Origin of the sequence: Paraburkholderia sp. 31.1 (assembly GCF_014397645.1) — a bacterium.
GTDB lineage: Bacteria > Pseudomonadota > Gammaproteobacteria > Burkholderiales > Burkholderiaceae > Paraburkholderia > Paraburkholderia tuberum.
On the sequence record NZ_VZQN01000006.1, the window covers coordinates 70,436 to 94,895 of the forward strand.

General features: G+C 62.1%; 20 protein-coding genes and 1 pseudogene. 8 read left to right on the plus strand and 13 right to left on the minus strand.

The genetic code is table 11. The features are described from left to right. Window positions 1–28: 28 nt before the first annotated feature. From F6X37_RS05570 to F6X37_RS05610, 9 genes are all read right to left on the minus strand, one after another. Window positions 29–1,384, minus strand: coding sequence for a sigma-54 interaction domain-containing protein (locus tag F6X37_RS05570; protein ID WP_187610597.1), 1,356 nt, complete (start codon window positions 1,382–1,384; stop codon window positions 29–31). Beyond that, window positions 1,381–4,449, minus strand: a complete 3,069-nt coding sequence (locus F6X37_RS05575) for a peptidase domain-containing ABC transporter (protein ID WP_187610598.1) — start codon at window positions 4,447–4,449, stop codon at window positions 1,381–1,383. Before F6X37_RS05575 ends, F6X37_RS05570 begins: the two co-directional genes overlap by 4 nt. A 50-nt stretch (window positions 4,450–4,499) precedes the next feature. Beyond that, window positions 4,500–5,252, minus strand: a complete 753-nt coding sequence (locus F6X37_RS05580; RefSeq protein ID WP_187610599.1) for a peptidylprolyl isomerase — start codon at window positions 5,250–5,252, stop codon at window positions 4,500–4,502. Window positions 5,253–5,289: 37 nt separating this feature from the next. Next, on the minus strand, window positions 5,290–6,663 hold the full coding sequence (locus F6X37_RS05585) for an HlyD family efflux transporter periplasmic adaptor subunit (protein ID WP_187610600.1): 1,374 nt from the start codon (window positions 6,661–6,663) through the stop codon (window positions 5,290–5,292). Next, window positions 6,641–9,253, minus strand: coding sequence for an FHA domain-containing protein (locus F6X37_RS05590; protein ID WP_187610601.1), 2,613 nt, complete (start codon window positions 9,251–9,253; stop codon window positions 6,641–6,643). Before F6X37_RS05590 ends, F6X37_RS05585 begins: the two co-directional genes overlap by 23 nt. Window positions 9,254–9,492: 239 nt before the next feature. Continuing rightward, window positions 9,493–10,869, minus strand: coding sequence for an efflux transporter outer membrane subunit (locus F6X37_RS05595; RefSeq protein ID WP_222944766.1), 1,377 nt, complete (start codon window positions 10,867–10,869; stop codon window positions 9,493–9,495). Between the two features lie 349 nt (window positions 10,870–11,218). Then, a complete protein-coding gene (locus F6X37_RS05600) occupies window positions 11,219–11,497 on the minus strand; it encodes a hypothetical protein (RefSeq protein WP_184061603.1) in 279 nt (92 codons plus the stop codon). A 252-nt stretch (window positions 11,498–11,749) separates the two neighbouring features. Next, window positions 11,750–12,187, minus strand: a complete 438-nt coding sequence (locus F6X37_RS05605; RefSeq protein WP_090807583.1) for a DUF4399 domain-containing protein — start codon at window positions 12,185–12,187, stop codon at window positions 11,750–11,752. A 46-nt stretch (window positions 12,188–12,233) separates the two neighbouring features. Further along, window positions 12,234–12,737, minus strand: coding sequence for a DUF4399 domain-containing protein (locus F6X37_RS05610; protein WP_187610602.1), 504 nt, complete (start codon window positions 12,735–12,737; stop codon window positions 12,234–12,236). Window positions 12,738–13,049: 312 nt separating this feature from the next. Here F6X37_RS05610 and F6X37_RS05615 point away from each other — a divergent pair, with 312 nt between their 5' ends. Continuing rightward, window positions 13,050–15,050 (plus strand): SUMF1/EgtB/PvdO family nonheme iron enzyme, encoded by a 2,001-nt coding sequence (locus tag F6X37_RS05615; RefSeq protein ID WP_187610603.1) that lies wholly within the window; start codon window positions 13,050–13,052, stop codon window positions 15,048–15,050. Window positions 15,051–15,078: 28 nt separating this feature from the next. Here F6X37_RS05615 and F6X37_RS05620 read toward each other — a convergent pair whose 3' ends face one another. Next, window positions 15,079–17,169, minus strand: a complete 2,091-nt coding sequence (locus tag F6X37_RS05620) for a serine/threonine protein kinase (RefSeq protein WP_187610604.1) — start codon at window positions 17,167–17,169, stop codon at window positions 15,079–15,081. 433 nt (window positions 17,170–17,602) lie between these two features. On the opposite strand from F6X37_RS05620, the gene F6X37_RS05625 reads away from it, so the two are divergent. From F6X37_RS05625 to F6X37_RS37885, 6 genes and pseudogenes are all read left to right on the plus strand, one after another. Next, window positions 17,603–17,869: a hypothetical protein gene (locus tag F6X37_RS05625; RefSeq protein ID WP_090807590.1), complete on the plus strand. Its 267-nt coding sequence runs from the start codon at window positions 17,603–17,605 to the stop codon at window positions 17,867–17,869. Between the two features lie 91 nt (window positions 17,870–17,960). Further along, complete coding sequence (locus tag F6X37_RS05630; protein WP_090807592.1) at window positions 17,961–18,263, plus strand: hypothetical protein; 303 nt, start codon at window positions 17,961–17,963, stop codon at window positions 18,261–18,263. 195 nt (window positions 18,264–18,458) lie between these two features. Continuing rightward, entirely contained in the window at window positions 18,459–18,677 is a 219-nt protein-coding gene (locus F6X37_RS05635) for a hypothetical protein (protein WP_184005151.1), read from the plus strand. Window positions 18,678–19,023: 346 nt separating this feature from the next. Next, window positions 19,024–19,230 (plus strand): hypothetical protein, encoded by a 207-nt coding sequence (locus tag F6X37_RS05640; RefSeq protein ID WP_187610605.1) that lies wholly within the window; start codon window positions 19,024–19,026, stop codon window positions 19,228–19,230. A 225-nt stretch (window positions 19,231–19,455) separates the two neighbouring features. After that, complete coding sequence (locus F6X37_RS05645) at window positions 19,456–19,611, plus strand: DUF3309 family protein (protein WP_018423731.1); 156 nt, start codon at window positions 19,456–19,458, stop codon at window positions 19,609–19,611. A 781-nt stretch (window positions 19,612–20,392) separates the two neighbouring features. After that, window positions 20,393–20,467: pseudogene (locus F6X37_RS37885) on the plus strand (AsnC family transcriptional regulator); the annotation flags it as partial. 23 nt (window positions 20,468–20,490) lie between these two features. Here the strand turns inward: F6X37_RS37885 and F6X37_RS05655 are convergent. The 3 genes from F6X37_RS05655 to F6X37_RS05665 all read right to left on the minus strand — a co-directional run bounded on the left by F6X37_RS05655 (window position 20,491) and on the right by F6X37_RS05665 (window position 23,135). Beyond that, on the minus strand, window positions 20,491–21,279 hold the full coding sequence (locus F6X37_RS05655) for an alpha/beta fold hydrolase (protein WP_187610606.1): 789 nt from the start codon (window positions 21,277–21,279) through the stop codon (window positions 20,491–20,493). Window positions 21,280–21,367: 88 nt separating this feature from the next. Then, window positions 21,368–21,715, minus strand: a complete 348-nt coding sequence (locus F6X37_RS05660; RefSeq protein WP_187610607.1) for a DUF4148 domain-containing protein — start codon at window positions 21,713–21,715, stop codon at window positions 21,368–21,370. A gap of 376 nt (window positions 21,716–22,091) precedes the next feature. Further along, entirely contained in the window at window positions 22,092–23,135 is a 1,044-nt protein-coding gene (locus tag F6X37_RS05665; protein ID WP_187610608.1) for an alpha/beta fold hydrolase, read from the minus strand. A 304-nt stretch (window positions 23,136–23,439) separates the two neighbouring features. Here F6X37_RS05665 and F6X37_RS05670 point away from each other — a divergent pair, with 304 nt between their 5' ends. Then, window positions 23,440–24,411 carry a LysR family transcriptional regulator gene (locus F6X37_RS05670; protein WP_187610609.1) on the plus strand — a complete coding sequence of 324 codons (972 nt, stop codon included), beginning with the start codon at window positions 23,440–23,442 and terminating at the stop codon, window positions 24,409–24,411. Window positions 24,412–24,460 lie beyond the last annotated feature (49 nt).

The window sequence follows — 24,460 nt, forward strand, 5'->3', positions numbered from 1 at the left end:
TTTCAGCGAGCGTTCAGTGGTCCTTCACTCAGCCTTCGTCGTCTTCCTCGTCGCGCTCGTTCGCGCCGTTCTTCGTGGGCGGCGCATTGCGATTGCGGAAATCCTTCGAGTGCAGGCCGTGCTTTTTCAGCAGCATCTGCAAGTGCGAGCGATTCATATCGATGCGCCGCGCCAGTTCGGCGACGGTCCCGCTGACTTCACGCAGTCCGCGTTCGAGGAACGCTTTCTCGGCGTCGTCGCTAGCCGCCCGCTTCGCGTCGCTCAACGACATCAGATTCGCGACGCTGATCGGCTGCTCGCCGCTCGCCTGTCCGCCCTCCGCCTGCGCCGCCGCGGAACCGGGTGCGGCGGGTCGCATATCGAGCGGCAAATGCTCGATGTCGGCCATGTCTGCAGCCAGACACGAGATGCGGTACATCACGTTGCGCAATTCGCGAATGTTGCCCGGATACGCGTAGCTCAATAGAAAGTCCCGCAAACGCGGCGTCAACCTGACTGGCCGGCGTTTCAGCGTGCCCGCCGCTTCGTCGCAGAACCACGCAATCAGCAACGGAATTTCGTCGCGCCGTTCGCGCAGCGGCGGCAACGTCACGTGAATCACGCTGAGCCGGTAGAACAGATCCTCGCGAAACCGGCCTTCCTCGCTGAGCTTGCGCAGATTGCGATTGGTCGCCGCGACGATGCGCGTATCGACCGCGATCGTTTCGTCGGAGCCGACGCGTTGAATCTCGTGCGCCTCGAGCACACGCAGCAGCTTGACCTGGCCCGCGAGCGGCAACTCGCCGATTTCGTCGAGAAAGATCGTGCCCGTATGCGCGCTTTCGAATTTTCCCTTGCGGTCGCTCGACGCGCCGGTGAATGCGCCCTTGCGATGCCCGAAAAGTTCGGATTCGAGCAGATTTTCCGGAATCGCGCCGCAGTTCACCGAAACGAACGGCTTGTCCGCACGCGAGCCATTCGCGTGAATCACTTTCGCCATCAGCTCCTTGCCGGTGCCGCTTTCTCCATCGATCAACACCGGCAAATCGGTTGGCGCCGCTTTTTCCGCGATTTCGAGCGATTCGAGCAAACGCGGGTTGTCGCCGAACGTGCCCTCGAAAATGAAGCTGCGTTCGAGTAGTGCCTTGCGGCGCGCACCGCGCGATTGCTCCGCGCTCGTCTGCGGCTCGCCCGCGGTGGCCGCCTGCACGAAGCGCTCCTTGTGCGAAAGCTGCATCACTTCGTCGCGCAACGACGTGGCCTGCCTCAGCAGCTTCTCGATATCGGCGCGTTCGAGCCGCGACGACCAGCGCAACGTGGAGCGCAGGATCTCGATCCGCTCGATCAGTCCCGCGTACGATATCGCGGGACTCGCCTCTTCAATCTGGTCGAGTATCTTCATCATGATGCACTCAACTGTTTCTGCACGAGCTGATAGTACATGCCGCCGCGCTGGATCAGCTCCTCGTGACGGCCCTGTTCGACGATCGCGCCTTCATACAGCACGAGAATCTTGTCCGCGCGCATGATCGTGCTGAGCCGATGCGCGATGATCACCGCCGTGCGGCCCTTCAGGATGTCGTGCATATTGCCGAGAATATTGCTTTCCGATTGCGAGTCGAGCGCCGACGTCGCCTCGTCGAACACGAGCAGACGCGGATCGTGATACAACGCACGCGCAATGCAAAGCCGCTGGATTTGACCGCCCGACAAACCGATGCCGCGCTCGCCGACGATCTGCTCATAACCGAGCGGCATCTTGCTGATGAAGCCATGCGCGTCGGCCATTTTCGCGACTTCCTCGATGCGGCGGCGCTCCGGCGCGTCGTCCCCGCTTGCGATGTTCTCGGCGATCGTGCCCGAGAACAGCAGATTGCTTTGCATCACGTAGCCGATTTGCGCGCGGAAATAAGTCTTGTCGATCACGCCGGAGTCATAGCCGTCGATCGTTATTTTCCCTTCGCTCGGCTGATAGAAGCCAACCAGCAGCTTCGCGAGCGTGGTTTTTCCCGACCCGCTGCGCCCGACGATCGCGACCAGTTCACCCGGCTTGATATCGAAGCTGATGTTCTCCAGCACATAAGCGGAATCCTCTTCGCCATAGCGGAAGTACACGCCTTGCAGGCTGATCTCGCCTTGCAGCTCCGGCAGCATCACGCGCGAGGGCAAATCCTGCGGCTTCTGTTCGGGCTCGATATCGAGCACATCGCCGAGCCGTTCCATCGCGACACCCGCATCGTTGAGCATGCTCCACAAGCCGACGAGACCCATCAGCGGACTCAATACGCTGCCCATGAATGCATTGAACGCGATCAGCTGACCGATCGTCAATTCACGCGCGAGTACCAGATTCGCGCCGACCCAAAGAATCGCAATCGTCGTTGCCGCATTCAGCAATTGACTGCCGAAGCCGACCAGAATATTGAATGCGTGCGCGCGATACTGCAATTCGAGCGCCTTTGCGTATTTCTTCTCCCAGCGCAACCGTACCGGCCGCTCGATGCCCATGCCCTTGACGGTCTCGACGCCGGACAGAGCTTCCATCAGGAACGACTTCGCCTCGGTCGACGCCGTGAAGACCTCGCGGGCGTAGCCCTTGATCTTCGGCGTCGCGATCACCGTGAGCCCCATGATCGGAATGACGAACGCGATCAACACCAGCGTCATCTTCACGTTGTACACGAACATGATCGTGAAGTAGATGAAGATCATCAGCAGATTCAGCGCGGTCGTCACGGTGGATTCGGTCAGGAACGCGCGGATCGTCTGGTTTTCCTGAAAGCGCGCGAAGATATCGCCGGTCTTGCGCTTCGCGAAGAACGAGAACGGCAGCGACAACGTATGCTTGAAGAACTGCGACATCATCGCGAAGTCCATGTTGCGAACCATGAAGTTCGCCAGATACGCGCGAATCGTCGACATCAGCTGCGTGAAGACATTGGAGATGATGAGCCCGCCGATCAGCATATGCAGCAGACTGACGTTCTGATGCACGATCACGCCGTCCAGAATGTTCTGAATGATCAGCGGTGGAATCACGCCGAGCACCTGAATCACGAAGGTCGCCAGAAACAGATAGCCGAGTATCTTGCGGTACGGCTTCAGATAGCCGACAAAGCGAATCCACGGCGAGCGCTCGGCCGACATCTGCAGCAGTTGCGATCCGCCGGTAAACAATAGGCAGGTGCCGCTCCACCCGCGTTCGAAATCTTCGACGCTCAGCTTTCTGAAACCGAGTGCCGGGTCCGCCATCCAGACATAGTCTTTCGACAGCCCGTACACGACCACATAGTGATAGCCCTCCCAATGCACGATGAACGGCAGATCGAAGCCGCGCAGCGAATCGAACGTGCATTGCACGCCGCGCGTCGTGAAGCCGAGCGACTCGCCCGCGCGCGCGAGGCTGTCGAGCGTCGCACCCTGCGTCGTCACGTTCGCGAGTTCGCGCAATTTGCCGAGCGTCATCGGAATGCCGTAATGGCGGCAGATCATCGCGAGACACGCGGCGCCGCAATCCATCTCCTCGGCCTGCTCGACGAGCGCGAAACGCCGGATGATCTTCTCGCCGAGTTCCGGCTTGCTCTGCAGGTCGAGCATCAACGGCAGCTTGCGCCGCTGTTCGAGCCGCTTTTGCCGCTGTAATTCGCGGTCGCCATAGCGGATGCGCTCGTCGAGCACTTCTCGCAGTTTCGGATTGCGCTCGAGAATGAAATGAACGGTGCGCTCGGGAATGACCAGCAGCCGCGTGTCGGTGGTTGCAACGACCGATGCCATCTGTTCCTGGCGCATCAGGCACGCCTTCTCGCCGAATATCTCCCCTTTGCCGAGCGTCGCGAGCGTATAGTCGTGGCCCTCCTCCTGCCGCACGATGCGCACCTGGCCTTGCCGCACCACATAAAGCCGCCTGTCGTCGCGGCCGTCCTGTTTCAGAATCTCCTTGCCGGCAGCGACCCGTTTTGCGCCGACGCTGCGCACGTACTCTTCGAGTTCCGCCTTGTCCAGCTTGCCGCGCAGATCGAACAATTGCGCGACGAAGCCCCCGGCCGAATTGATCGCCACATAGCTGGCGACGAACGCCAACGCGGCGGCGTTGCCCGCCATCACCGGTTCGATCGCGCTGCGCGGAATGAACAGCACTTCGGTCTTGCCCGACGAACGTACCGACGCTTCGTGAACGTACGAGCGCAACATCGCAATGTCGGCAAAGATCTCGCCCGACTTGCGCACGCCCATGCTGGTTTCCTTGCCGTGCTCCTCGGTGAAGATACGTACCGTGCCCGAGCGGATCACATAGAGACCTTCGGCCACGTCACCGGCCGAGCACACCGTTTCGCCAAACGGATAGAACCTTGCCTGCGCGTACTCGGCAAGCCGCTCGATTTCGTCGCGCGAGAACGGCGACAGGATCTCCACCGAAGCGAGAAATTCGGCGGTGGAAGGCGCGGATGGCGCGGTCTGGAGGGCGTCCATGTATCGGTGAGCCTCGCTTTATCGGGCGCTAGTCGGGCACTAGTCGGGCACTAGCGCGCTTCGATCACGTGTTCCTGGGCGCGGGCAATGAGCCAGCTCTCGCGCAGCAAACGGCGGATTTCGGTGGCCACGTCGGCATCGAGCGTGGCCGGATATTTGGCCGTAACCGCGAAGATCTCGAAACACGAACGGTCGGCCGACGGAAACGGCCCAAGCAGATCGCCGACCGCCGCATTGAAGATCTTCGCCTCGATATCGGGCTTCAGCGAACCGCGCAGTACCTTGCCGATCACGCCGCCCGACTCGCGCGTATCGGCAATCGAATGCTCGCGCGCCATCTCGCCGAAGGCGTCGGGGTCGTCGTGCAGGTACGAGATCATTTCCTTCGCCTTGCCTGCGCTATCGAGCACGATATGGCTGACTTCGATCGCGTCGAACTTCGGTGAATTCAGCGCGAAGTAATCATGGATCGCCGCGTCGTTACCGATGTCGTCGAGCATCTTCTCCTGATAAAGCCCGTCGGTAATGAACGCCTCGAATTCGTCGAGGCTCACGTGCAGCGCGTCGAGATAATGATTCATGTCCGCCGCGCGATGCAGCCCGCGCACGCGGCGAAACTGGTCCGCGCGCTGCTGGATTTCGTCGGCGCTGACGGCGACGCCCTGCTTCTTCGCCGCATGGACGGTAAGCTTGTCGCGCACGATCTGCTCGACCAGGCTCTCGAACTGGCCGGTCAGTTTCAGAAGACGAATGAACTCGTCCACGTCCACGACTTCGTCATCGATACGCACTATCGCGGTCATTTGCTCGGCTCCTTTCGTGGATGTTTGATTCGCGCGCTCAACCCGCCACCTCTCTGAACGGATCGAGACCGAGGTCGATCAGGCGCCGCTCGCGCACGACGATTTCCGCATTGGCGGTCATGCCGTAACGCAGCGGATAACGCGTGCCGGCCACCTGGTAGTAGTCCTTGTCCAGCGTGACACGGCCTTCGTAGACCGGTTGCTTGTCCTGCGCGGATGGCTTCGTCGCCGGCGAGATATAGGCGAGCGTGCCGCTGATCAACCCGTAGCGCTGGTAAGGAAACGCGTTGAACTTCAATTTGACAGGCAGGCCCACGTGCAGAAAGGCGCGGTCGTGTTCGGAGATTTCGATCTTCAGCACGGGCCGCGCGTCTTTTGGCGCAATGCCGCCGAGCGGTGCATTCGCCTGAATCTTGTCGCCGCGCTGCGTCGACGTGACGTCGGTGATCACGCCTGAAACCGGCGCGAGAATCAGCAGAAAATTGTCTTTATCGATGTTCTCGAAACGCACCCGCGCGGCGGCATCAGCTTCGAGGCGCGCGCTTTGCAGTTGCACGCGCAGTTTGTCTTCCGCATCGGTGATGTCGCGCACCGCCTGATCGTATTGCAGCTGCAGATCGGTGCTTTGCTGGCCGCTCGTCGCCAGTTGCGCATTGGCCTGCGCGTATTCATGGCTCAGACGAAAGTCGAGCTCGGCCAGCTTCGACTGCGCGACACGGTAAGCGTTATCCGCTTCGAGCGCGGCCGTGCGTTTCTGCTCGACCTGTAATTCGGCAATGCCACCGCCGCCCGGCTGCGCGAACAGCCGTGAATAGCGATCGAGTTCCTGATTCGCCGCTTCGCGCGTGCGGCGCGCGTTGTCGAGCGAGCTGCGCGCTTCGTCGAGTTCGGCCTTCTGCCCTTCGGCAAGCTTCGTCGTGCCTTCTGAAACGCGATTCTCGTGCAAGCGCTCCTCGACTTCGAGTTGCGCCTTCAACGACGTGGCCTTGCGTTCCATCAACGCCTTCTTCTCCGGGAACTGCTTCCATTCGCGTTCGGCGTCTTCGAGCTTCAGTTGTGCCTGTAACGCGTTGCTCGCTGCCTCGATCGCGCCGCGCGCATTGAGCCGCGCGAGCACGTCGCCTTTCGACACCGGCTGCCCCTCGGCGATATACAGATCCGCGAGTTCGCCGTCGATCGGCGTATAGATGCGCCGCACCTCCGATTCCGGCGACAACGTGCCGGGCGCACTGACGATCACATCCGCGCGGCCGACGAACGACCACAGCAAACCCGACACGACGAGCGCGACCATCGCCCAGATCAGCGCGCGCGCAATCCGCACCGGCTCGGACGTCAGAATCGCAATGCCTTCGACGCTATGATCTTCGAGCGCCTCCGACAACGGTCTAGGGTGAGGATCGCGTTTCACTCTGATCGCCTCCAATCAACGCGAGCTTCGCTTTCAGCAGCCCAGGGTCCAGCACCATGCGCAACTCGGTCAACGAGCGGCGCTGCAAACTCGCTTCGGCTTCGATATCCGCGAGCAGGCGATCGAAGTCGGCGGGATGATCGGCCTTCAGCTGCGTATAGATGCGCATGCCCTGGCGTGCCGCCGTCTGCGCCTCGCTCAGCAGACGCGCCTCGTTGCGAAAGCCCGGCGAGATGCCGGCTTCGAGCCGCTGCGTGCCGCCGATCGGGCCGTTCGCGCGGTACGCTTTCCACAGGCTTTGCGCGCGCACCAGCAGATCTTGCGCATGCGCGAGTGCCTTGTCATGCAATGCGGCCACGTCTTTCTGGATCGCCTGCACGAACCATGCGTCGGTCCGCGGATCGAGGCTCGCGTAGAACGACAGCAGACGCTGGTCGTAATCTTTCCCGTCACGCGTTTTCCGCAGATCGTTGTATTGATCGGACAACGCCTTCTTGTGCGTCGCTTCGGCCGAGAGCACATCGGACCACGGGCTCGCCGGCATCGACTGCAAATCGTTCAGCGCCTGCTGCGCGTCGCCGCGCTGCCACGCGGCATCGACCGCGTCCTGCCGTTGAACGATGTCCGGCGACGGCAAGCGCGTCGCCGCAAGCTGCTGGAATTGCGCCTGAAAAGGCGGCGTGCTGAAGCGCACCGTTTTCATCATCGCCAGCAATGACGTCAATTGACGGCTCAACGCGGCATTCAGCAACCCGGTGTATTGGCGCAAATCGTCGCGCACTCTATCGAGCCCCGCGAGCCGCGGATAACGCTGCGCGTAATCGTCGAGTACCGGCGGCAGCGCGTCGGGTTTGTCGCGCGAAAGTTCGGTACGAATTACGCCATTGAGCCGATCGATCGCGGCGACGTACACGGAATCGTCGCTTTCGAGCTTGCGCAGATGGCTGAGCGTGTGTGCGTAGGGCTCCGCGAAGGCCGGCACGTAACTCGCAATCCGATCGAGCGCGCGCTGGTGACTCGCCGCGTCGTCGTCCCAGCGGTGCAGCAGACCGTTGATCGTCGCTTCGTCCGTATACATGCGGATCGGCGCGTCGACGCCGCCACGCGCCGCGACGAAGCGTTCGAGATCGCCGACCCATTGCAATTCGGCGACCAGCGACGCGGCATCGGCGTCATTTCCGCTCAACGCCCTCATGTTCTTCAGCAGCGTGTCGGCCTGGTCGAACTGCGCTTTTTGCACGGCTTCGATCCAGCCCGGCAGGTTCGCTTTCAACAACGCCTCGCTCGCGAGCGCGCTGATTTTCGTGTCCGCCGGATGCGTGGCCAGATAGCCGCGCGCCATCGTGAGAGCGCTCGAGTAATCACCGCTCGCGAGCAGGCTCTTCAACTCCCGTTCCGATGAACCGTGCAGATAAAGGCCCACGCCAAGCGCAACCACGATCGCGATACCCGCTGCGCCCCATGCCGCCGCGCGCCGCACATTGGTGCGCTCGCCGTCCACTAACGCCTTGTGGAGTTCGCCGGCGACCATCTTCCAGCGACGCGGCTTACCTCTTGCCGCGCTGTTAGCTTTGCCGCTTCTTTCGTTCGCGCCGTCTCTCGTATCGGCGGGATGCCCCGCCTGCGCACCTTTGGCGCCCTGCGCGCCATTTGCCGTCCCTACTCCGTCACGCTTCGCGCGCGCGGAGCCCGGCTGCGCCGCTTCATTCACTTCGTCTTCGCGTTGCAGCGCCGGATCGACGCAAAAGATGTCGAGAAACGAATGCGCAGCGCCGACGAAGGTCGTCTTGTCGGCATCGGCGGCACTGTCGACAGCGGGCTGAAGAGAGAGCTGGGTCACGGTGGGTTCGACGTCGGCGGAGTCCTGTAGCGACACCCTGTAGACGAAGTGGTCGCCGCCAAATGCAACGACGTCGCCGTCCGCCAGTGCAAGCGCCGATTCGCCGATCCGCTGTCCATTCACGAACGTGCCGTTGGTGCTGCCGAGATCCTCGACATAGAGCTCGCCGCCCTTCAGAAACAGGTGCGCATGGCGCCGGGAAATGTAATTGACCTGGTGCGGATAACGGTCTTTGTAGCGCGAGAAAACCTCGTCCGTTTTACTGACCAGAAATGGAAAAGCCAGCACGTCGACCGGTTGCAGACCCAGGTCATCGCGCTGCGGCACCAGCAATAGATGAATGAGGGGAGAAGCGCTTCCACCCGTGACGACGCGCGCGCGCGGCTCGATGCCGACGCGATAGCGCAATTCACCGCCAAAGCAGAGTTCATCGCCGGCGCGTACACGCGCGGGGGTCTGTCGCACCGCGATGCCGTTGACCGTCGTGCCGTTCTTGCTGCCGAGATCGGCAACATAAATCGCGCCATGCTCGATGAAAACGCGCGCATGTCGGCGCGAGAGACCGGCGGTCCATGGTGCGGGATAGTCGCTGAACGGCGCTTCGATGCGGCCGATGGCGAACAGGTTGTCGACGATGCGAATGGCGTCGAGCGCGGGGCGCTGCGCGCAGGCAACCGGTGACAACACCACGTCGAAGGCAGCGTCCACTGTCACGCGCATTTCAGCAATCGGAGCTTCGCCGGTGGCCATTTTATCTGGATCGCTAAGCGTTTACCTGCCGCGGCGGGAACGCGGGGCGAACTGGACGAAGAACAACGGCGCAACGATATTGTCGTGAAGAGCCACGCAAACGCTGACCCCTAAAGGATTGTAAGTCACGCATCGAGAGTGTCAATTTGGATATCGCCGGATGAGAAGACCGCGGATAAGCCGTCAGCCGACGAAATACCCGCGCGATACGCCAACTCGTGGATTAGCTCAATGTTTCGTTACTTCTCTTTGACCTGCGCTTGCACGTCGACACCGGGCCATCCGCCGCCGAGCGCCTTATAAAGCGTTACCGTGTCGGACAGAATCAATTGGTGGTTTTCCAGCAACGCCTGTTGCGCTTCCAGCAAGGTCCGCTCGTCTTCGAATACTTCGAGTTGCGACACGACGCCAAGGCGCAGTTGCGACTGGATCTGATCAGCGACGATCTGCAGGCGCGACACCTGCTGCTGCAATTCCGCGTGCTGCGCCTTATGGGCACTCAGATTGACGAGCGCGTTCTCCACTTCCTCGAATGCGCCCATCACGGCCACGCGATATTGCTGCTCGGCGACTTTCGATTGCGCCTCGGTCACCTTCACATGTGCGCGCACGCCCGGATCGAACAGCGGAAAATTGATGCTCGGCATCAGGCCGAACGTGAACGACTTCAGCAACTGGTTAAGCGCGTAACTTGCCGTGCCGCCTTGCGCGGTGAGGCCGATGCTCGGCAATTGCGCGAGCTTCGACTGACCGACGAGGTCATAGGCCTCGAGCACCCTGAATTCGGCCGCCACCACGTCGGGGCGGCGCGACAGCAATTGCGCGGGCAAACCATCGGGCACGCCCGGCAATTTCACGCGCTCCTGTAAATGGCCCTGCGGCACATGGAATTCGCCGGCCGGCACGCCGAGCAAGGTGCATAGCGCGTTGTCGGAGACCGCCCGCGATCGGCGCAGATCATAGAGATCGTTGGTGAGCCGGTTGATCTCCGCCTGCTGGCGCAACACCTGCGTTTGCGGCACGAGCCCATTGCGCGCCTGGCCTTCGTAGATCGCCAGGATTTGCTTGTTCGTGGCGATGGTCTTTTGCTGCTGTGCGATCTGGTCGTCGAATTGCAGGATCTGGAAATAGGTACTGGCCACATTCGCGACGAGTTCGAGATACCCCGCGCGCCAATCCGCCTCGCTCGCGTGGAATTCGGCCTTTTGCGCCTGCACGCCTTTTTCGACCTTGCCCCAGATGTCGATGTCCCAGTTCACCTGCAGCGCGAGGTTGTACGTCTTCGTCAGAGGCTGCCCAGTCGTCTTCGTGTAGTCGGCGCCGGCGCCGAGGTCCGCCGTCGGCAACGCGGCCGCGCCTGTCTCGCTGATCTGCGTGTGCGCGACTTCGATACGCGCGGCCAGCACCCGGATATCGAAGTTGCCGTCGATCGCCTTGTCGATCAGCGTATCGAGGTACGGGTCCTGGAAGCCCTTCCACCAGTCGCGCTCGATCGTCTCCGCGGCCGATACCGGCGCGCCATTGCGATCCGACCACGATGTCTTGGCCGGCGTGTCCGGGCGTTGATAAGCCGGCATGCTGACGTCGACGCACGCGCTCACTGCCAAAGCGCACATCGTTGCCGCGCAGATCCCGCGCAGTACACGGGCTATGCGGCGAGGCGTCCTGGCTTCAGCAGGAACCCGCTGAAGGTCCAGCGAATCACTCGACGAATCGAACGATGATTCCGGCAATGCTGACACGGTGGTCTCCAGTTGCACCCGCCAGTTTCGCGCGAGATGCCCGGTTTTTCAGCCCGAACCGCTTCCGCGCGGCTTCGGCAATGAAGCGGCGGAAAAGTCGATGCGGGGAGCGGCGGATACGCGAAGGATGCGTGGAAAGGACGATTGGATTAGCGGTCTTTTTGAGCGACGCGCCTGTTGGGGCACGCACACGCGGCCGCCCGGGCCGCGTGTGCGCCGCTCACTACCCGTTGTTGACGTTGCTCGAGTAAATGGTCGGTTGGATGTAGGTGGCCGTACCGCTGACTAGCGCCGAGTCGTTGCCGTTAGCGCTCTGGATGTTCATTTCCGTGTTGATCATCTGCGTCGTGGAGACGTTCTTGATGCTGGTCGGCGCATAGACGGGCGCATAGCTGAGGTACGACGGCATCGAATAGTAGCCGTTGCCACCGCGCACGGCGCTCATCGCCTTGCTGTCGAGTTGTTCGGTGTTGGACAGGTCCTTGATCATCAGCGTGTTCATGGCAAATCTCCTGGGAGTGGGAAAGCGCATCATCGAGCGTCGGGATTCGAGCAACTTGTCTGCTCGGGCGCTACTGATGCATGGGCTATGCCAGGAGTGCCTTGCTTTCGTCATTCGCGTCCTGAACGCCTTGTAGCAAAGGCCAGGAACATCGCACTCGCTGTTCCGACGCTGACGAGCGGCACAGCGAGACCAGTGAATGGTGGATCGCAGCCAACAGCGCGCGCGACATTGTTGGCTGCTCGATGACAGTCAGCGCGCGATCACCGTGATCTTCTTCGAATACACCGGCGGGTTGTGCGGCATATGCATGTCGTCGCCCATCAACAGCTGCAGCGTATGCTTGCCTGGCGGCAATGAAATCATCGTTTCCGTTTCGCCCGCGCCGAAATGCAGATGATGGCGATCCGAGGGTATCTCCTGATCCATCGGCGGCAGATCGGTATCGATCAGAAGATGATGGTGGCCGGTGTTCGGGTACTTCACGCCTTTCGGCGCGACCCCCATGAAACGCAGACCGAACCACACGCGAAACGGTTTATTGGCGGGCACCACCTGGCCATCGTTCGGATAGCCGATATACGCGTAAGCGCCGGGCGGCGACGGCGTCGCTGCCCACGCGCCCTGCGGCGCGGTCGATACCGTCAGCGCCGCTGCAACGAATGCCGCGGCCGCAATGATCTTCTTCATCAGGACTCTCCGTTCCGGCTTGACCAGTTCGAACGAACGGACCGCGTTAGTTCTTTAGCACGGTGATGGTGATCTTCTTCGAATACACGGGCGGTACGTGCGGCACGTGATTATGGTCGCCGAGAATCAGCTGCAGCGTGTGCTTGCCGGGCGGCAACTCGATGCGCGCGTCGGTTTCGCCCGCGCCGAAATGCAGGTGCTGGCGATCCGATGGAATCTCCTGATCGAGCGCGGGCAAATCCGTGTCGATCAGGAGATGATGGTGGCCGGTATTCGGAAACGCGACGCCCTTCGGACACACGCCCATATTGCGCAGCCCCATGCGCACCCACAGCTTGCCGCCGTGAATCACCGCGCCATCCGACGGCCAGATGATGTACTCCTCGGCCCCCGGCGGTGACGGCGTCTGCTCGGCGCGCGCAACGCCGCCAGTGCCGATACCGAGGCAGACCGCGACGAGCGTCGCGCACACCGCCGCGCGTAATCCGCCGCGACGCGCTTGCGCCGGATCACGACTGCCGAAAAGAAAGGAAACACGGGTTCTTCGCATAGCGCACTCTCCCGAACAGGAGTCATGGCTGGGGCCCGGCTATCGATGACCTTCCGGGTGTTCGAGCGGCACGTCGCGGGTTGAATCCGGCAGGCAGCCACCTAGTTAAAACGACCGTGTGACGTGACTTTGTGAATCAGCTTAGGACGTATCTTGCCAAAAAGATACGCAATGCTCGTTAACCGTATGACGCGTTAAGGACTCCCGGACAGTTGTGACGCAAAGTGCGTGCTATCGTTAATAAAGAGCGCGGGCAGCGCGAGCCTGGTGCACGAATGCCTGAACTCTGTCCGGTACAAACAGGATATAAAGATGTGGCGACGATTCCTGCTGGTGTGCATGGTTGGGGCAATCCAGGCGCAGTGGGACAGTGCCGGTGCCGCGACGCAACATGAAAGCATCGAGCCGGGCCCGGCTTGGGTAGCGAGTCATCCGGCGCGGCCGGCGGACACCGCTTTGTTCCTTTCACCCTTTGCTTCGTCACGCGACGACACGCATTCGCGGCGTGTCGCGCTCGTGATCGGAAATGGCGAGTACGGTGACGCCACTAACCCGATCCGCGCCAACGCGCCGCGCGACGCCGAATCGATCGGCGCTGCGCTCCGTGCGCGTGGCTTCGAAGTCATCACGCGCACGAATGCTACGCCGCCGCAAATGCGCGCGGCCATCGACGAATTTCAACGACGATTGCGAACAGGCGATATCGGAGTGTTCTATTTCGCCGGACACGGCATGCAGGTAGGCGCACAAACGCTGCTTTTTCCGGCGGGACTCGATGCGCGAGCCGACATCCGCGCGCCGGTGTCGCTACTGAATAACGGCGTCCATCTGAATACCGTTTTGCATGCGATGCAATCCGCCCGTGCCGGCCGGCTCAATCTCGTGATTCTCGATACGTGCCTCGACAATCCATTTGCCCCCGCCGCGGTTGCGATCGATAAACTGAAGATCGCTGCCAACACCGTGATTGCCTATGCAACCGCACCGGGCGGTTTCGCGGCGGACGGTCCGCGCCATGGCGTCTATACCGATGCCTTGCTGCAAGCGCTCAACGACGCCGACGCATCGTCTCGATCGCTCGCCGCGCTGTTCCGACAGGTCGGCGCCGAAGTACGCGTCGCTACACGCGGAACGCAGCAACCGTGGCTCTCTGTCGCGCGTTCATCCATTCCCACAAGTGGCGAAGGCGCTATCGAGTCGTCGAATACGTCAGAGCGTCGGGCCATCACGCCGCGCAGTCGCGGCATCATGCCCAAGGAAAGCGGCGAACAATACGAAATCACGTTCTGGGATTCGATCAAGGACAGCAACTACCCAGCCGATTACGAGGCTTATCTGAAGGCCTATCCGAATGGCCGCTTCGCCACACTCGCGCATGCGCGTATCGATCGATTGCGCGCGGCGGCATCGACTCCCGCGGTGAGTGCCGCGCCGGCTGCACCGCCAGCCGCGCCCGCGACGCAGAGCGGTCACGTCGCGCCACCCACGCCGCCTGCCCAGGTCATGCATCCCGCGACGCAAGCCAGCGCAGCCGCGCCGCCGCCGCGCCCCGCTGCCGCGCCATTCGCCGAAAAGACCGTCGCCCATCCGCCGACGGCCGGTGAAATCCGCGACTGCGCGGCCTGTCCGGTCATGGTCGCGGTACCCGCCGGCTCGTTCGCAATGGGCAGCAATACCGACGATCCGTCGGAAAAGCCCGTGCATCACGTGAGCATCGGCGCGCCCTTCGCAATCGGTAAATTCCCCGTGACGGTCGAGCAATGGAATGCGTGCGTCGCCGCCGGCGCCTGCCAGAAGCTGACGCCGGAGAGCAATAGCATCAAGACCGCACCCGCGCGCGATCTCAGTTGGGACGACGCGCAGCAGTACGTCAAGTGGCTCGCCAAAACGACCGGCAAACCGTACCGTCTGCCGACCGAAGCCGAATGGGAATACGCGGACCGCGCCGGCACCACGACCGCGTACTGGTGGGGCGAGCAGATGCGCAAGGGCAACGCCAATTGCAAGGACTGCGGCGACCCGTGGCACAAGGAAGGCCCGGAAAACGTCGGCACGTTCGCCGCGAATCCGCTGGGTCTGTACGACATGAACGGCGGCGTCTGGGAGTGGACCGCCGACTGCTGGCACAACACCTATCAGGGCGCGCCCGTCGATGGCCACGCGTGGGACTCGCCCGGCTGCGAGATGCGCGCGATTCGCGGCGGCTCATGGCGCGAAGGCGGCGACTACATGCTCAGCGCGACGCGCTTCAAATACAGCGCGGGCGTGCGCCAATCGCAGAACGGTTTTCGCGTCGTCAAGGATCTGCACTAAAAGCCGTGTCGATTGGCTCCCTGACGGATCATCGCGTCGCGGGTTTGGTCGTAATCGGGGCGAAGTCCGCCAACAGGCGATCCTGCCCGTATTGACCTCCAATCTGCTTGAGCCGGGTCTCGAGCGCGCGCAGATAAACAGCGCGCGCTTCGCTTTCCGGGCGCAGCTTGTCGAACAGCGGCACCGGCGTCACCACCAGCACCACCATTTCCGAGCCGAACGGCTTCGATACGGTCCAATCGCCCGCATTGCTGCCGATCGTGTACGGACCGCCGTTCGCCTGCATCTGATTGTCCGGCCACAGACGACTGGGCACCATGTGCACGACGTGGCCGTCTAGCTGGTAGTAGTCGACGGTCGCAAAGGAATCGAACGGCGGCGCTTTCAGGTCGACCACCAGCGAGTCGTTCTCGGTCAGAAAACCGCTTGGCGGACGCATCTGCAGCGACGCCACGCGCCCCGCCTGCCAGTTGCGCACCAGAAACGGCGCGAGCGTTTTGACGAAGTCGCATTTATCGTCGGCGAGCGGCCGCACGTCTAGCGAAACCGTATCGACGCCAGGCAGCGCCGCCAACGTCTCCTTCAGATGCGCGGCACCGTATCGCTGCGACAGGAAACCGCGTACCGTCAGTGCGTGGTCCTGCACCGCGCCCGATAGAGCCGAACAGGGCACCTGGGCAAGCGTGGGCGTGATCGCGGCGAGCGTCAACGCGGGCTTCGGCGCGGGCGCCGGCGTTGTCTGCGCGACATTCGTTGCAGGCCCGACAGCGGACGCCCCAGCCGCCCGATCGACCTGATCGCCCTGCGATCGCGCCGCCTCGGTTGGCGCGGCTTGGTGCCGGCTGGACCCCGAGCGAAAAGCGAACACGCCCACGGTGACCGCGCACACGACGGCGAGGCCTGCGAGCCCTACCCACGCGAGCGTCCCGGACTTCTCCGCGCGCGCTTCATTGTCGAACTCGGCGATAAAGCGCACGACGCTCGGTATCCGCGTATTGCGATCGAACGACAATGCGGCACGCAACGCGCGCCACTGTCGCGCATCGAGATTCGCCGGACGCTGCGGCTTGAAATCGGCATTGCGCGCCTGCGTGGCCGACAGGCGATCGAACGGATGATGTCCCGTCAACAGCTCGTACGTGATGCAGCCAAGCGCGTAGATATCGTCGCGCGGGTCCGGCTCGCGATGCTCGATCATCTCCGGGCTCGCATAGGCCGGCGTCAACGCGCCGAGACTGCCGGGATCGAACACCGTCGCGTCGCTCTCCTCTTCAGGCCGCTGGAATACGCGCGCGATGCCGAAGTCGATCACTTTCACTTCGGCATTCGTGGTCAAAAACACGTTCGCGGGTTTGAAATCGCAATGGACGAAGCCACGCTCGTGCGCGTACGCGAGCGCCGCGCACATGCCGCGCACGATCGGCAGCGCGGCCCGCACCGGCATGCCCTGATAGCCCGGCGTGCGCAGCAGCTGGCTCAGGGGTTTGCCGCTCAGGTACTCCATCGTCAGATAGACGATCGGTCCGTCGCGGTCGAAGTCGTAGACGGTGATGATGTTGCGATGCGCGAGTACCTGCGCCTTGCGCGCCTCGCGCTGCAGCGCGACCAGCGAATTCGGATTGCCGCGAAACTGGACGTTCAGCACCTTGATCGCGAGATAGGGCTTGCGATCCGACGCTTCGAGCTTGCGCAGATCGAGCGCCTTGTACACGGTGCCCATGCCGCCCACGCCGAGGCACTCCTCGAGCACGAAGCGGTTGTTCAGCGTATCGCCGATGCCTTTGATGGTCTCGTGCGCGGCGCTGCCGGCAGTACTCGCGGCGCCCGCACTGCCAGCGCTCGACGACCGCAGCGACGGTAGATCGACCGAGGTCTGGATGCCGGTTTCCTCGCCACCCGCCGCGACGTTCGACACGCGCAGCAACTCGATGCGCCGCCGCACTTCCAGGTAGAGATCGTCGGGCAACGGCGACCGATGATGCGCGGCGTACAGCATCTCCAGCAGCCGCGTCGGACCGAGTTGCTCGGTCGCCAACGCGCTGTCGAGCTGCGCGACGAACTCGTCACGCGATAGCTCGCCGCTCTGGAAGTCGAGAATCACACGCGCAAGGCTAGCCATTTGTGCGAAGCACCGCCGTTGCCGCTGGACCGTGTCGCATGCGACCGACGCCACGCGGGTCGATAGAAAACCTGTCGTATCCAGTTACATGTGCCGTTTCGATACTAGCTCCCGGTCCGCGCTTTCGCAAACCAGGCAAACCAGGCATGAGCCGCGCGCCGCGCCGCGTGCTGGCTCGCGCAATGTCGTGCGCTATCCAACAGGGTCCGCCGCGATGTCGGACGGCGGCCACCGCTCCGAGCGCGTCAGCGTGCTTCGAGCTGACCGGCACGGTGGTCCCTCCACGCGCAAAACCCTTATACGACAGGGCTTCGCCGATTTCCTCAGGATCCTTGATTAATACTGGCACAGCCTGTGCGTTAGTGATGTCCGAGCAAACGAATTGCTCGAAACCACTCGCAACACTGCGAACACTTCTTTCAGGAGACTCACCATGAAAACGCTGATGATCAAAGACCTGTCCGTCACCGAACAACTCGACAGCAAAGCCATGCAAGCCGTACGCGGCGGCTTCGGCCCGAGCAAGTACTACAGCTTCGCCCCGGTCTATGCGCCGACCAGCGTCAAGAACACCAGCACCACGCAACTGATCAGTAACGAACTGAACTTCCAGAACGCCAACGGCAACGATGTTGCGCTCGCCACCGGCATCACGTCGGACTTCTCGCCGTATATCAATTCGAGCAACAGCAACCACTAATAGTGCGTGGTGCGGCGAGGCGCCCGCAGCCGCGGGTCGCTTCGCCGCGAGCCATTCATGTCCGCTTTCCGTACGTCTTTGGAGAAACGCCATGTCATCCCTCATGATTCGCGATCTGTCCGGCACGCGCGAACTCGACCGCCGGGCCATGTCCGGGATCGCCGGCGGCACCGGCAGCAACGTGCCCATGCCTTCGGGCCTTGGTGGTCTCGGCAGCCTTGCCGGCATCGCCAACGTCAACGTCAACGTCAACGTCACTCAGAATCTGGCTCAGCAGCAAATCGTCAACGTCGCAGCGCTCAATGACATCGGTTCGATCGGGCCAGGCGTCGTGCTGCCGCTGAAGCTGAAAGTCGACCCTATCCTGTCGGGCGCCAATTACTCCGCCGTGTAAGCCGGGGCAGCAGCGGGGGACTGGGGGTTCCTTCACTGCCGCGGCAACACCACGGCCATGCGCGCCGCGAATGGATTTCCTATACTGATAGTGCGTTGAGACCTCAGCACAACGAATGACACGCCGAACACATTCCGAGCACGGCGGCCGGCACCCGAACGGGTCTGGCCGCCGGAGCATTTTTCTGGAGCCATCATGGCCAAGCTGAGCATCAAGGATCTGACCGAAAGCGTCGAACTGGACCGCGAGGCGATGGCCGCGATCGTCGGCGGCGCCCGTGTCGGCGCGCGCTCGAGTCTCGCCGCGCCGCTGGTGCCGGCCGCGATGCGCGTCGTCGAATACCCGCCGGGCTTTCCGGCCGCGCATCTGCGTATCGCGGAAGCAGCCTCGCCGCGTAGACGCCAGCGCCGCTAGCATTCCTCGCCGGGGCGTTTCACCATCACGGCACGCACATATGGCGCGTGCCGTTTCTGTTTGCGCTTGCGATTGAGTGTTGGACGCCTGAGTTCGCGACGCGCGACGCTGCGCTGCGCCCCAACCATTCGCTCGTGACTCGTGGGACGCGCGCAAACACATCGACGCGCAATCGCGATCGTGTTCAGTGCGATTCAACGCGGCTATCGCGCGGATCCTTGCCAGGCTTCGCATCGCGGCCCCCGCTCCATGTTGCGGCGCACGTTCCCTCACATTGGCATAGGCCTTGCAGAAATCGATGCGGGCGCCGCACTGTGCTCGCCTTTCCACGTCAAGGAGAAATGCCATGAAAGCCGTTGTGATCATCAAAGACCTGCCGCCCGGCGCGAGCGAGCCATCCGACGAGAAAACGCTGACCGCCGAACAGATGAAGACGCTGCGCGGCGGCCGCTCGGTAGTCGTCAAGGTGGACGGTGGCGGCACGGGTACCGTCGACGATTGGGACATCAACACCGCGATCTTCGAAGGCCGCATCAGCGGAACCTATCTGTAGGACGCGCGAGGTGTCCGCAATTGGAAAAACGGCACCCGGCTCAGGTTTTGAGCGCGACGGGTGCCGTTTCAATTGGCTCGAGAATGTCCGCACGTGCCGCGCGTCGCCCCGGTGATCTGATTAAAGGATCGACCTTGGGCACAAGGTTTGCTCCCTGGGGATTACCCTGCGGCCTTGTGGCCAACGTAGACAAAGCAGGTCTCTCAACCAGGCGGAGGTCATAACATGCTAGGAACCATTCTTCTAATCGTGCTGATTCTGCTGCTGATCGGCGCATTTCCAGCGTGGCCACACAGCCGATCGTGGGGCTATGGTCCGACCGGTGGACTCGGCATCGTACTGATCGTGGTGATCGTTCTGCTGGTTGCCGGTGTGATATAGACCACGCGTAGTGGACTGGAACATGAGGCGGGCCGCCGTCTATCCGCGCGATGTCGCGTGCCGGTAGGTGGCGGCTTCGCTTTTTCGTCGTTGCCGGAGCACTCGATGGAAAAGTTACTGGCCAATCAGGTCGCGCCGATTACCGGCGCGAGTTCGGAATCGGCTATGGCATCGATATGGCTAAAGCCGATACGCGGACCATCGGCGTTGCCGTCGTTCGATTGCTCGAATAGATCGACATCTTCGAGCCAGGCACGCTGCCTGCTGAAACTCCTGCGTATTCGAACTCCAATACGAAAGGAGATGACATCATGCCTTACCTACTTGGCTGGCTGCTCGGCGTTCCAGTGATCGTATTGATCATCCTGTACCTCATTTTCCATTGATATCGCGCGGTACGGACGATAAGGATGACGTTGTTCCCGCGGCGGCGGTATGCGGATCGTTTCGTGGTCAGCGTACCGCCGCCATCAGCGTGCCCATCCCTACCAGCAAACTCCCCATCAGACGGTTCACGATGCGCAGCCGCGTCGGCCGCTGTAGAACCGTACGCAGACGGTGCGGGAAGAGTGCCGTCGATGCGACGCCCAACGCGAATATCAGCGCAAAAGTACTGCCCAGCAAAAGGTACTGATGATTGGCCGACCAATGCGCTTCATTCGACGAGGTACTGATGGGACAGAACCGGTGAAGCCGCAAACGTGCCGTATCTCCATTGTCTGAAGCCTCGAAAACGAAGGGTATATCCGCGGCTATGTCGCATTGCTCGATCAGCAAAAACAAGATCGCAGGCATTCGCCATAGCCGCTCGATGTTCGCGCTGCGCTGCATGAAGAGCATTCCGTCAATCGCAATCTGCTTGACAAGACTGCGCGCGCTTCAATGCGCGGCCCGCGAGGCGGCGATGATCGCGTCGGCCACGGCCTGCGGCTGGCTCAGCATCGCGACGTGGCTGGTGGCGACGCGCGTGATCTTCGCGTCGATGTGTTTCGCCATCTCCAGTTGCAAGGACGGATCGATCATGCGGTCGCGGCCCGACACCACGAAGTACGACGGCTTGCCATGCCACGCGGCGTTCGTCACCTTGTCGTCGATACAGCCAGCGGCCCAAGGCTGCTGGGTCGCCGCGATCAGGCGCTTCTGCGGCAGCGGCAGATCCTGCGCGAAGTCGTCCAGCACCGCCTGGGTCGATAGCGTCAGATAACCCGCCGAGTCCTTGCGCAATTCGCTCGCCCAGACTGGCGCGGGGTGGTCCTTCGTGATGTCGGCAATGGACTGACTGTTGTCCGGCGCAAATGCCGCGACGTACACGAGGCTCTTCACCTTGTCGTCGTTGCCGGCCTCGCTGACCACCACGCCGCCCCATGAATGGCCGACCAGAATCACAGGCCCGTTCTGCTGCGCGATCACGCGCCGGGTTGCCGCCACGTCGTCGGCGAGCGAGCTCAGCGGATTCTGCACGGCCACCACGTGCAGGCCGCGCGCTTCGAGCAATGGGATCACTTTGTCCCAGCTGGACCCGTCAGCGAAAGCGCCGTGTACGAGAACGACGTTCTTGCCCTTCAGGTCATCGGACGGCGCCGCCTGCGCGGACTCCGTGGCCTGCAACGCGCACAGTCCGCCCAGCAACAGAACGGAGCCCAGAATTTTTTTCAGCAGCGTGGTCATCGTTTTTGCCTCGACAGGTTGAGTTAAACAAGGAGTCCGCGCGTCGACGTGAGCCGATGCACGCGGACGGCCTGCTCATTTGCATCGATCACGAATGCGCGTAGATGGAACCGAGGCCGACGATGTTGGAGCCGTCGTACACGCGATCCGCCGCCGCACGCTTCATCGGCACGTGCGAGCCCGAAGCGGAACTGCCGTTCGCGACGCCACCGTAGGCGGCCGCGTCATGGCCCGCGCTGATGCGCGCCTCGGCCGCTTCGATGTTCTGCGGGTATTGCGTGTTGTCGCTGGCCGGGTTGTAGCCGGCCTTTTCCAACTGGACCAGTTCCGCGCGGACTTCGGCCCGTGTGAGTGCCTGTTGCGGCTGCGATTGCGCGAACGAAACGACGGGAACGGCGACGAGTGCGGCGACGATCAGCGATTGAACGAGTTTCATGAGTCTTCTCCGGGTATCGAACCATCAGGGATAAGGATTGAGCGGGACGCGAAGCCATCGACGCAGATACACTGTGACGTCCCGCCTGATTCACACGCAACGTCGTGAATCAACCTTGCGTGAAGACATTAGAACGCTCCAACGTATCTGCAATGTTTTCGTCATCCCCCATTTCTGCAAGCGTGTTTGTCTGCGTATGCCGTTGATACATTGCGATACAAAAACCCAGTTCCGAACATGCCGTGCAGGGCCGGCGTCGCATGCGTCGTGCGGGTTGCAGGTGGGTTGCAAATGGCCCGCTCATGAAAAAACCCCAGCAGCCGTACGTTCGACTGCTGGGGTTCCGTTCAGAAGAAGCCGGCGCGCGCCGGCTCCATCAAAGGCGGGTGACGTCGAGAATCGCATCCGCAAAGGCTTTCGGCGCTTCCTGCGGCAGGTTATGGCCGATGCCGCCGCTGATATTGCGGTGCTGATACTTGCCGGTAAACTTCTTCGCGTATGCTGCGGGCTCGGGATGCGCGGCGCCGTTCGCATCGCCTTCGAGTGTGATGGTCGGCACCGCGATCGTCGGTCCGGAGGCGAGGCGCTTTTCGAGTTCGTCGTATTGCGGCTCGCCCTGCGCGAGTCCCAGACGCCAGCGATAGTTGTGAATCACCACGGCAACATGGTCCGGGTTATTGAACGATTCGGCGGAGCGCTCGAACGTGGCGTCGTCGAAATTCCATTTCGGCGAGGCGGTATGCCAGATCAGCTTGTTGAAGTCATGACGGTTCGCTTCATAGCCGGCGCGGCCGCGCTCCGTGGCGAAATAGAACTGATACCACCACGCCAGCTCGGCCTTCGGCGGCAACGGCGCGCGGTTCGCGTCCTGGCTGCCGATCAGATAGCCGCTCACCGACACCATCGCCTTCACGCGTTGCGGCCACAGCGCGGCGACGATGTTCACCGTGCGCGCGCCCCAGTCGAAGCCGCCGAGCACGGCCTTGTCGATTTTCAGCGCGTCCATCAGGTTGATGATGTCGACCGCGACCACCGCCTGTTGACCGTTGCGCGGCGTATCCGCCGACAGAAAACGCGTGCCGCCGTAGCCGCGCAGGTAAGGCACGATCACGCGATAACCGGCCGCCGTCAGCAACGGCGTCACTTCGGCAAAGCTGTAGATGTCGTAAGGCCAGCCATGCAGCAGAATGACCACCGGTCCGTTCTGCGGCCCCGCTTCCGCGTAGCTGACGTTCAGCGTGCCCGCATTGATCGAGCGAATCTTCTCGAACGACGCCACGCGCGCGCCCGCTTTCGCATTGCCGGCCGCGTCGGCCGAGTGCGCATGCGCGAGCCCGCTCAGTCCCAATTCGAGCAGGCTGATACCGGCAACCGCCGTTCCGAGAAAGCGGCGGCGGCGACTATTGATCTGATCCGACATGGTTGTTCTCCTTCAAGCAAAGGCTTTGATACGGAATTGATCGGGTCCGCTCGCGCGCGATATCACACAGCCGCATGCGAGCACCGTGCAGGCAGAACAGACTTCAATGGCAATCTGAAACGAATCGAACGAGACGGGTAGAACGAATCTGAAACCGGAGATGCCTTGACGACTGAACCACTGGCTTACCGCGGTCGCGACGCTTGAGATGGATAGTGACAGCGCAAGCCTTCATCAGCAAGAGCAACTAAGTTCACATATCGTTGCCTTGTAGGCAACACATTAATTGCAATCGACAAATCACATGCGCGAGATCAACCAGCAACGCCTTCGCTACTTCAACGAGGTGCTCATGCACGGCACCATCCGCGGCGCCGCCGAAAGCATCAATACGTCACCCTCCGTGATCACGCGGCAGATCAAGCTGCTCGAGGACGAACTCGGCGCGGTGCTGTTCGAGCGGCAGCCGCGCGGAGTCAGGCCGACCGAAGCGGCCACGCATCTGCTCGAATTCTGGCGCGGCTACCGTTCGCAGCAGGAGAAGCTCGAAGATCAATTGCATGCGTTGAAAGGCCTGCAGCGAGGGCAGATCCGGCTCGCGGTCAGCGAAGGCTTCGTCGATACGCTGGTCGACGATGTGCTCGCGCCATTCTGCGTCCAATATCCAGAACTCGAAATCGGCCTCGATATGCTCGCTGTCGACGCGATCCAGGAAGAAGTCGCCGAAAGTCGTGCGCATATCGGGCTTGCGTACAATCCGCCGCCTCATGCGCGCCTCGAGCATCGCGCGAGTTCGCCGCAGCCGGTCGTGTTGTTGCTAAGAAGCGACCATCCGCTCGCGAAGCGCAAGCGACCCGCGACGCTCGACGACCTACGCGCGTGGCCACTCGCGTTGATGCCACCGACCTTTGGGATCGGTCATGTCGTCAAGATGACGGAACTCGCCGAAAACGTGTCGATTCCCGCGACGCTGACCAGCAACTCACTGAGCGCATTGAAGCGCTTCGTCACGGTCGACAACTTCATGACGCTGATCGGCGAATTCGCTGCCTACCGCGAAATCGCGAGCGGCGAATTGACGACGATACCGATCGCGCATCCGCTGTTTTCCGGCGCGCAGGCGCGTGTGCTCGTCAAGACCGGCCGGCCGCTCGCACCGGGACCTCTCGAATTGCTGCGCTGGATCGAGGAGCGTATGCCGATGTTCTCCACGTCCAGCGCAAATAGCGTCGCAGCCGCGATGGGAACCGCGGTGCGTAAGCGCAGGGCGCGCTGAGCCAGCGTTCGGCTACCGCCGCCTCGCCCCCCGCGCGCATCGGTTCCTC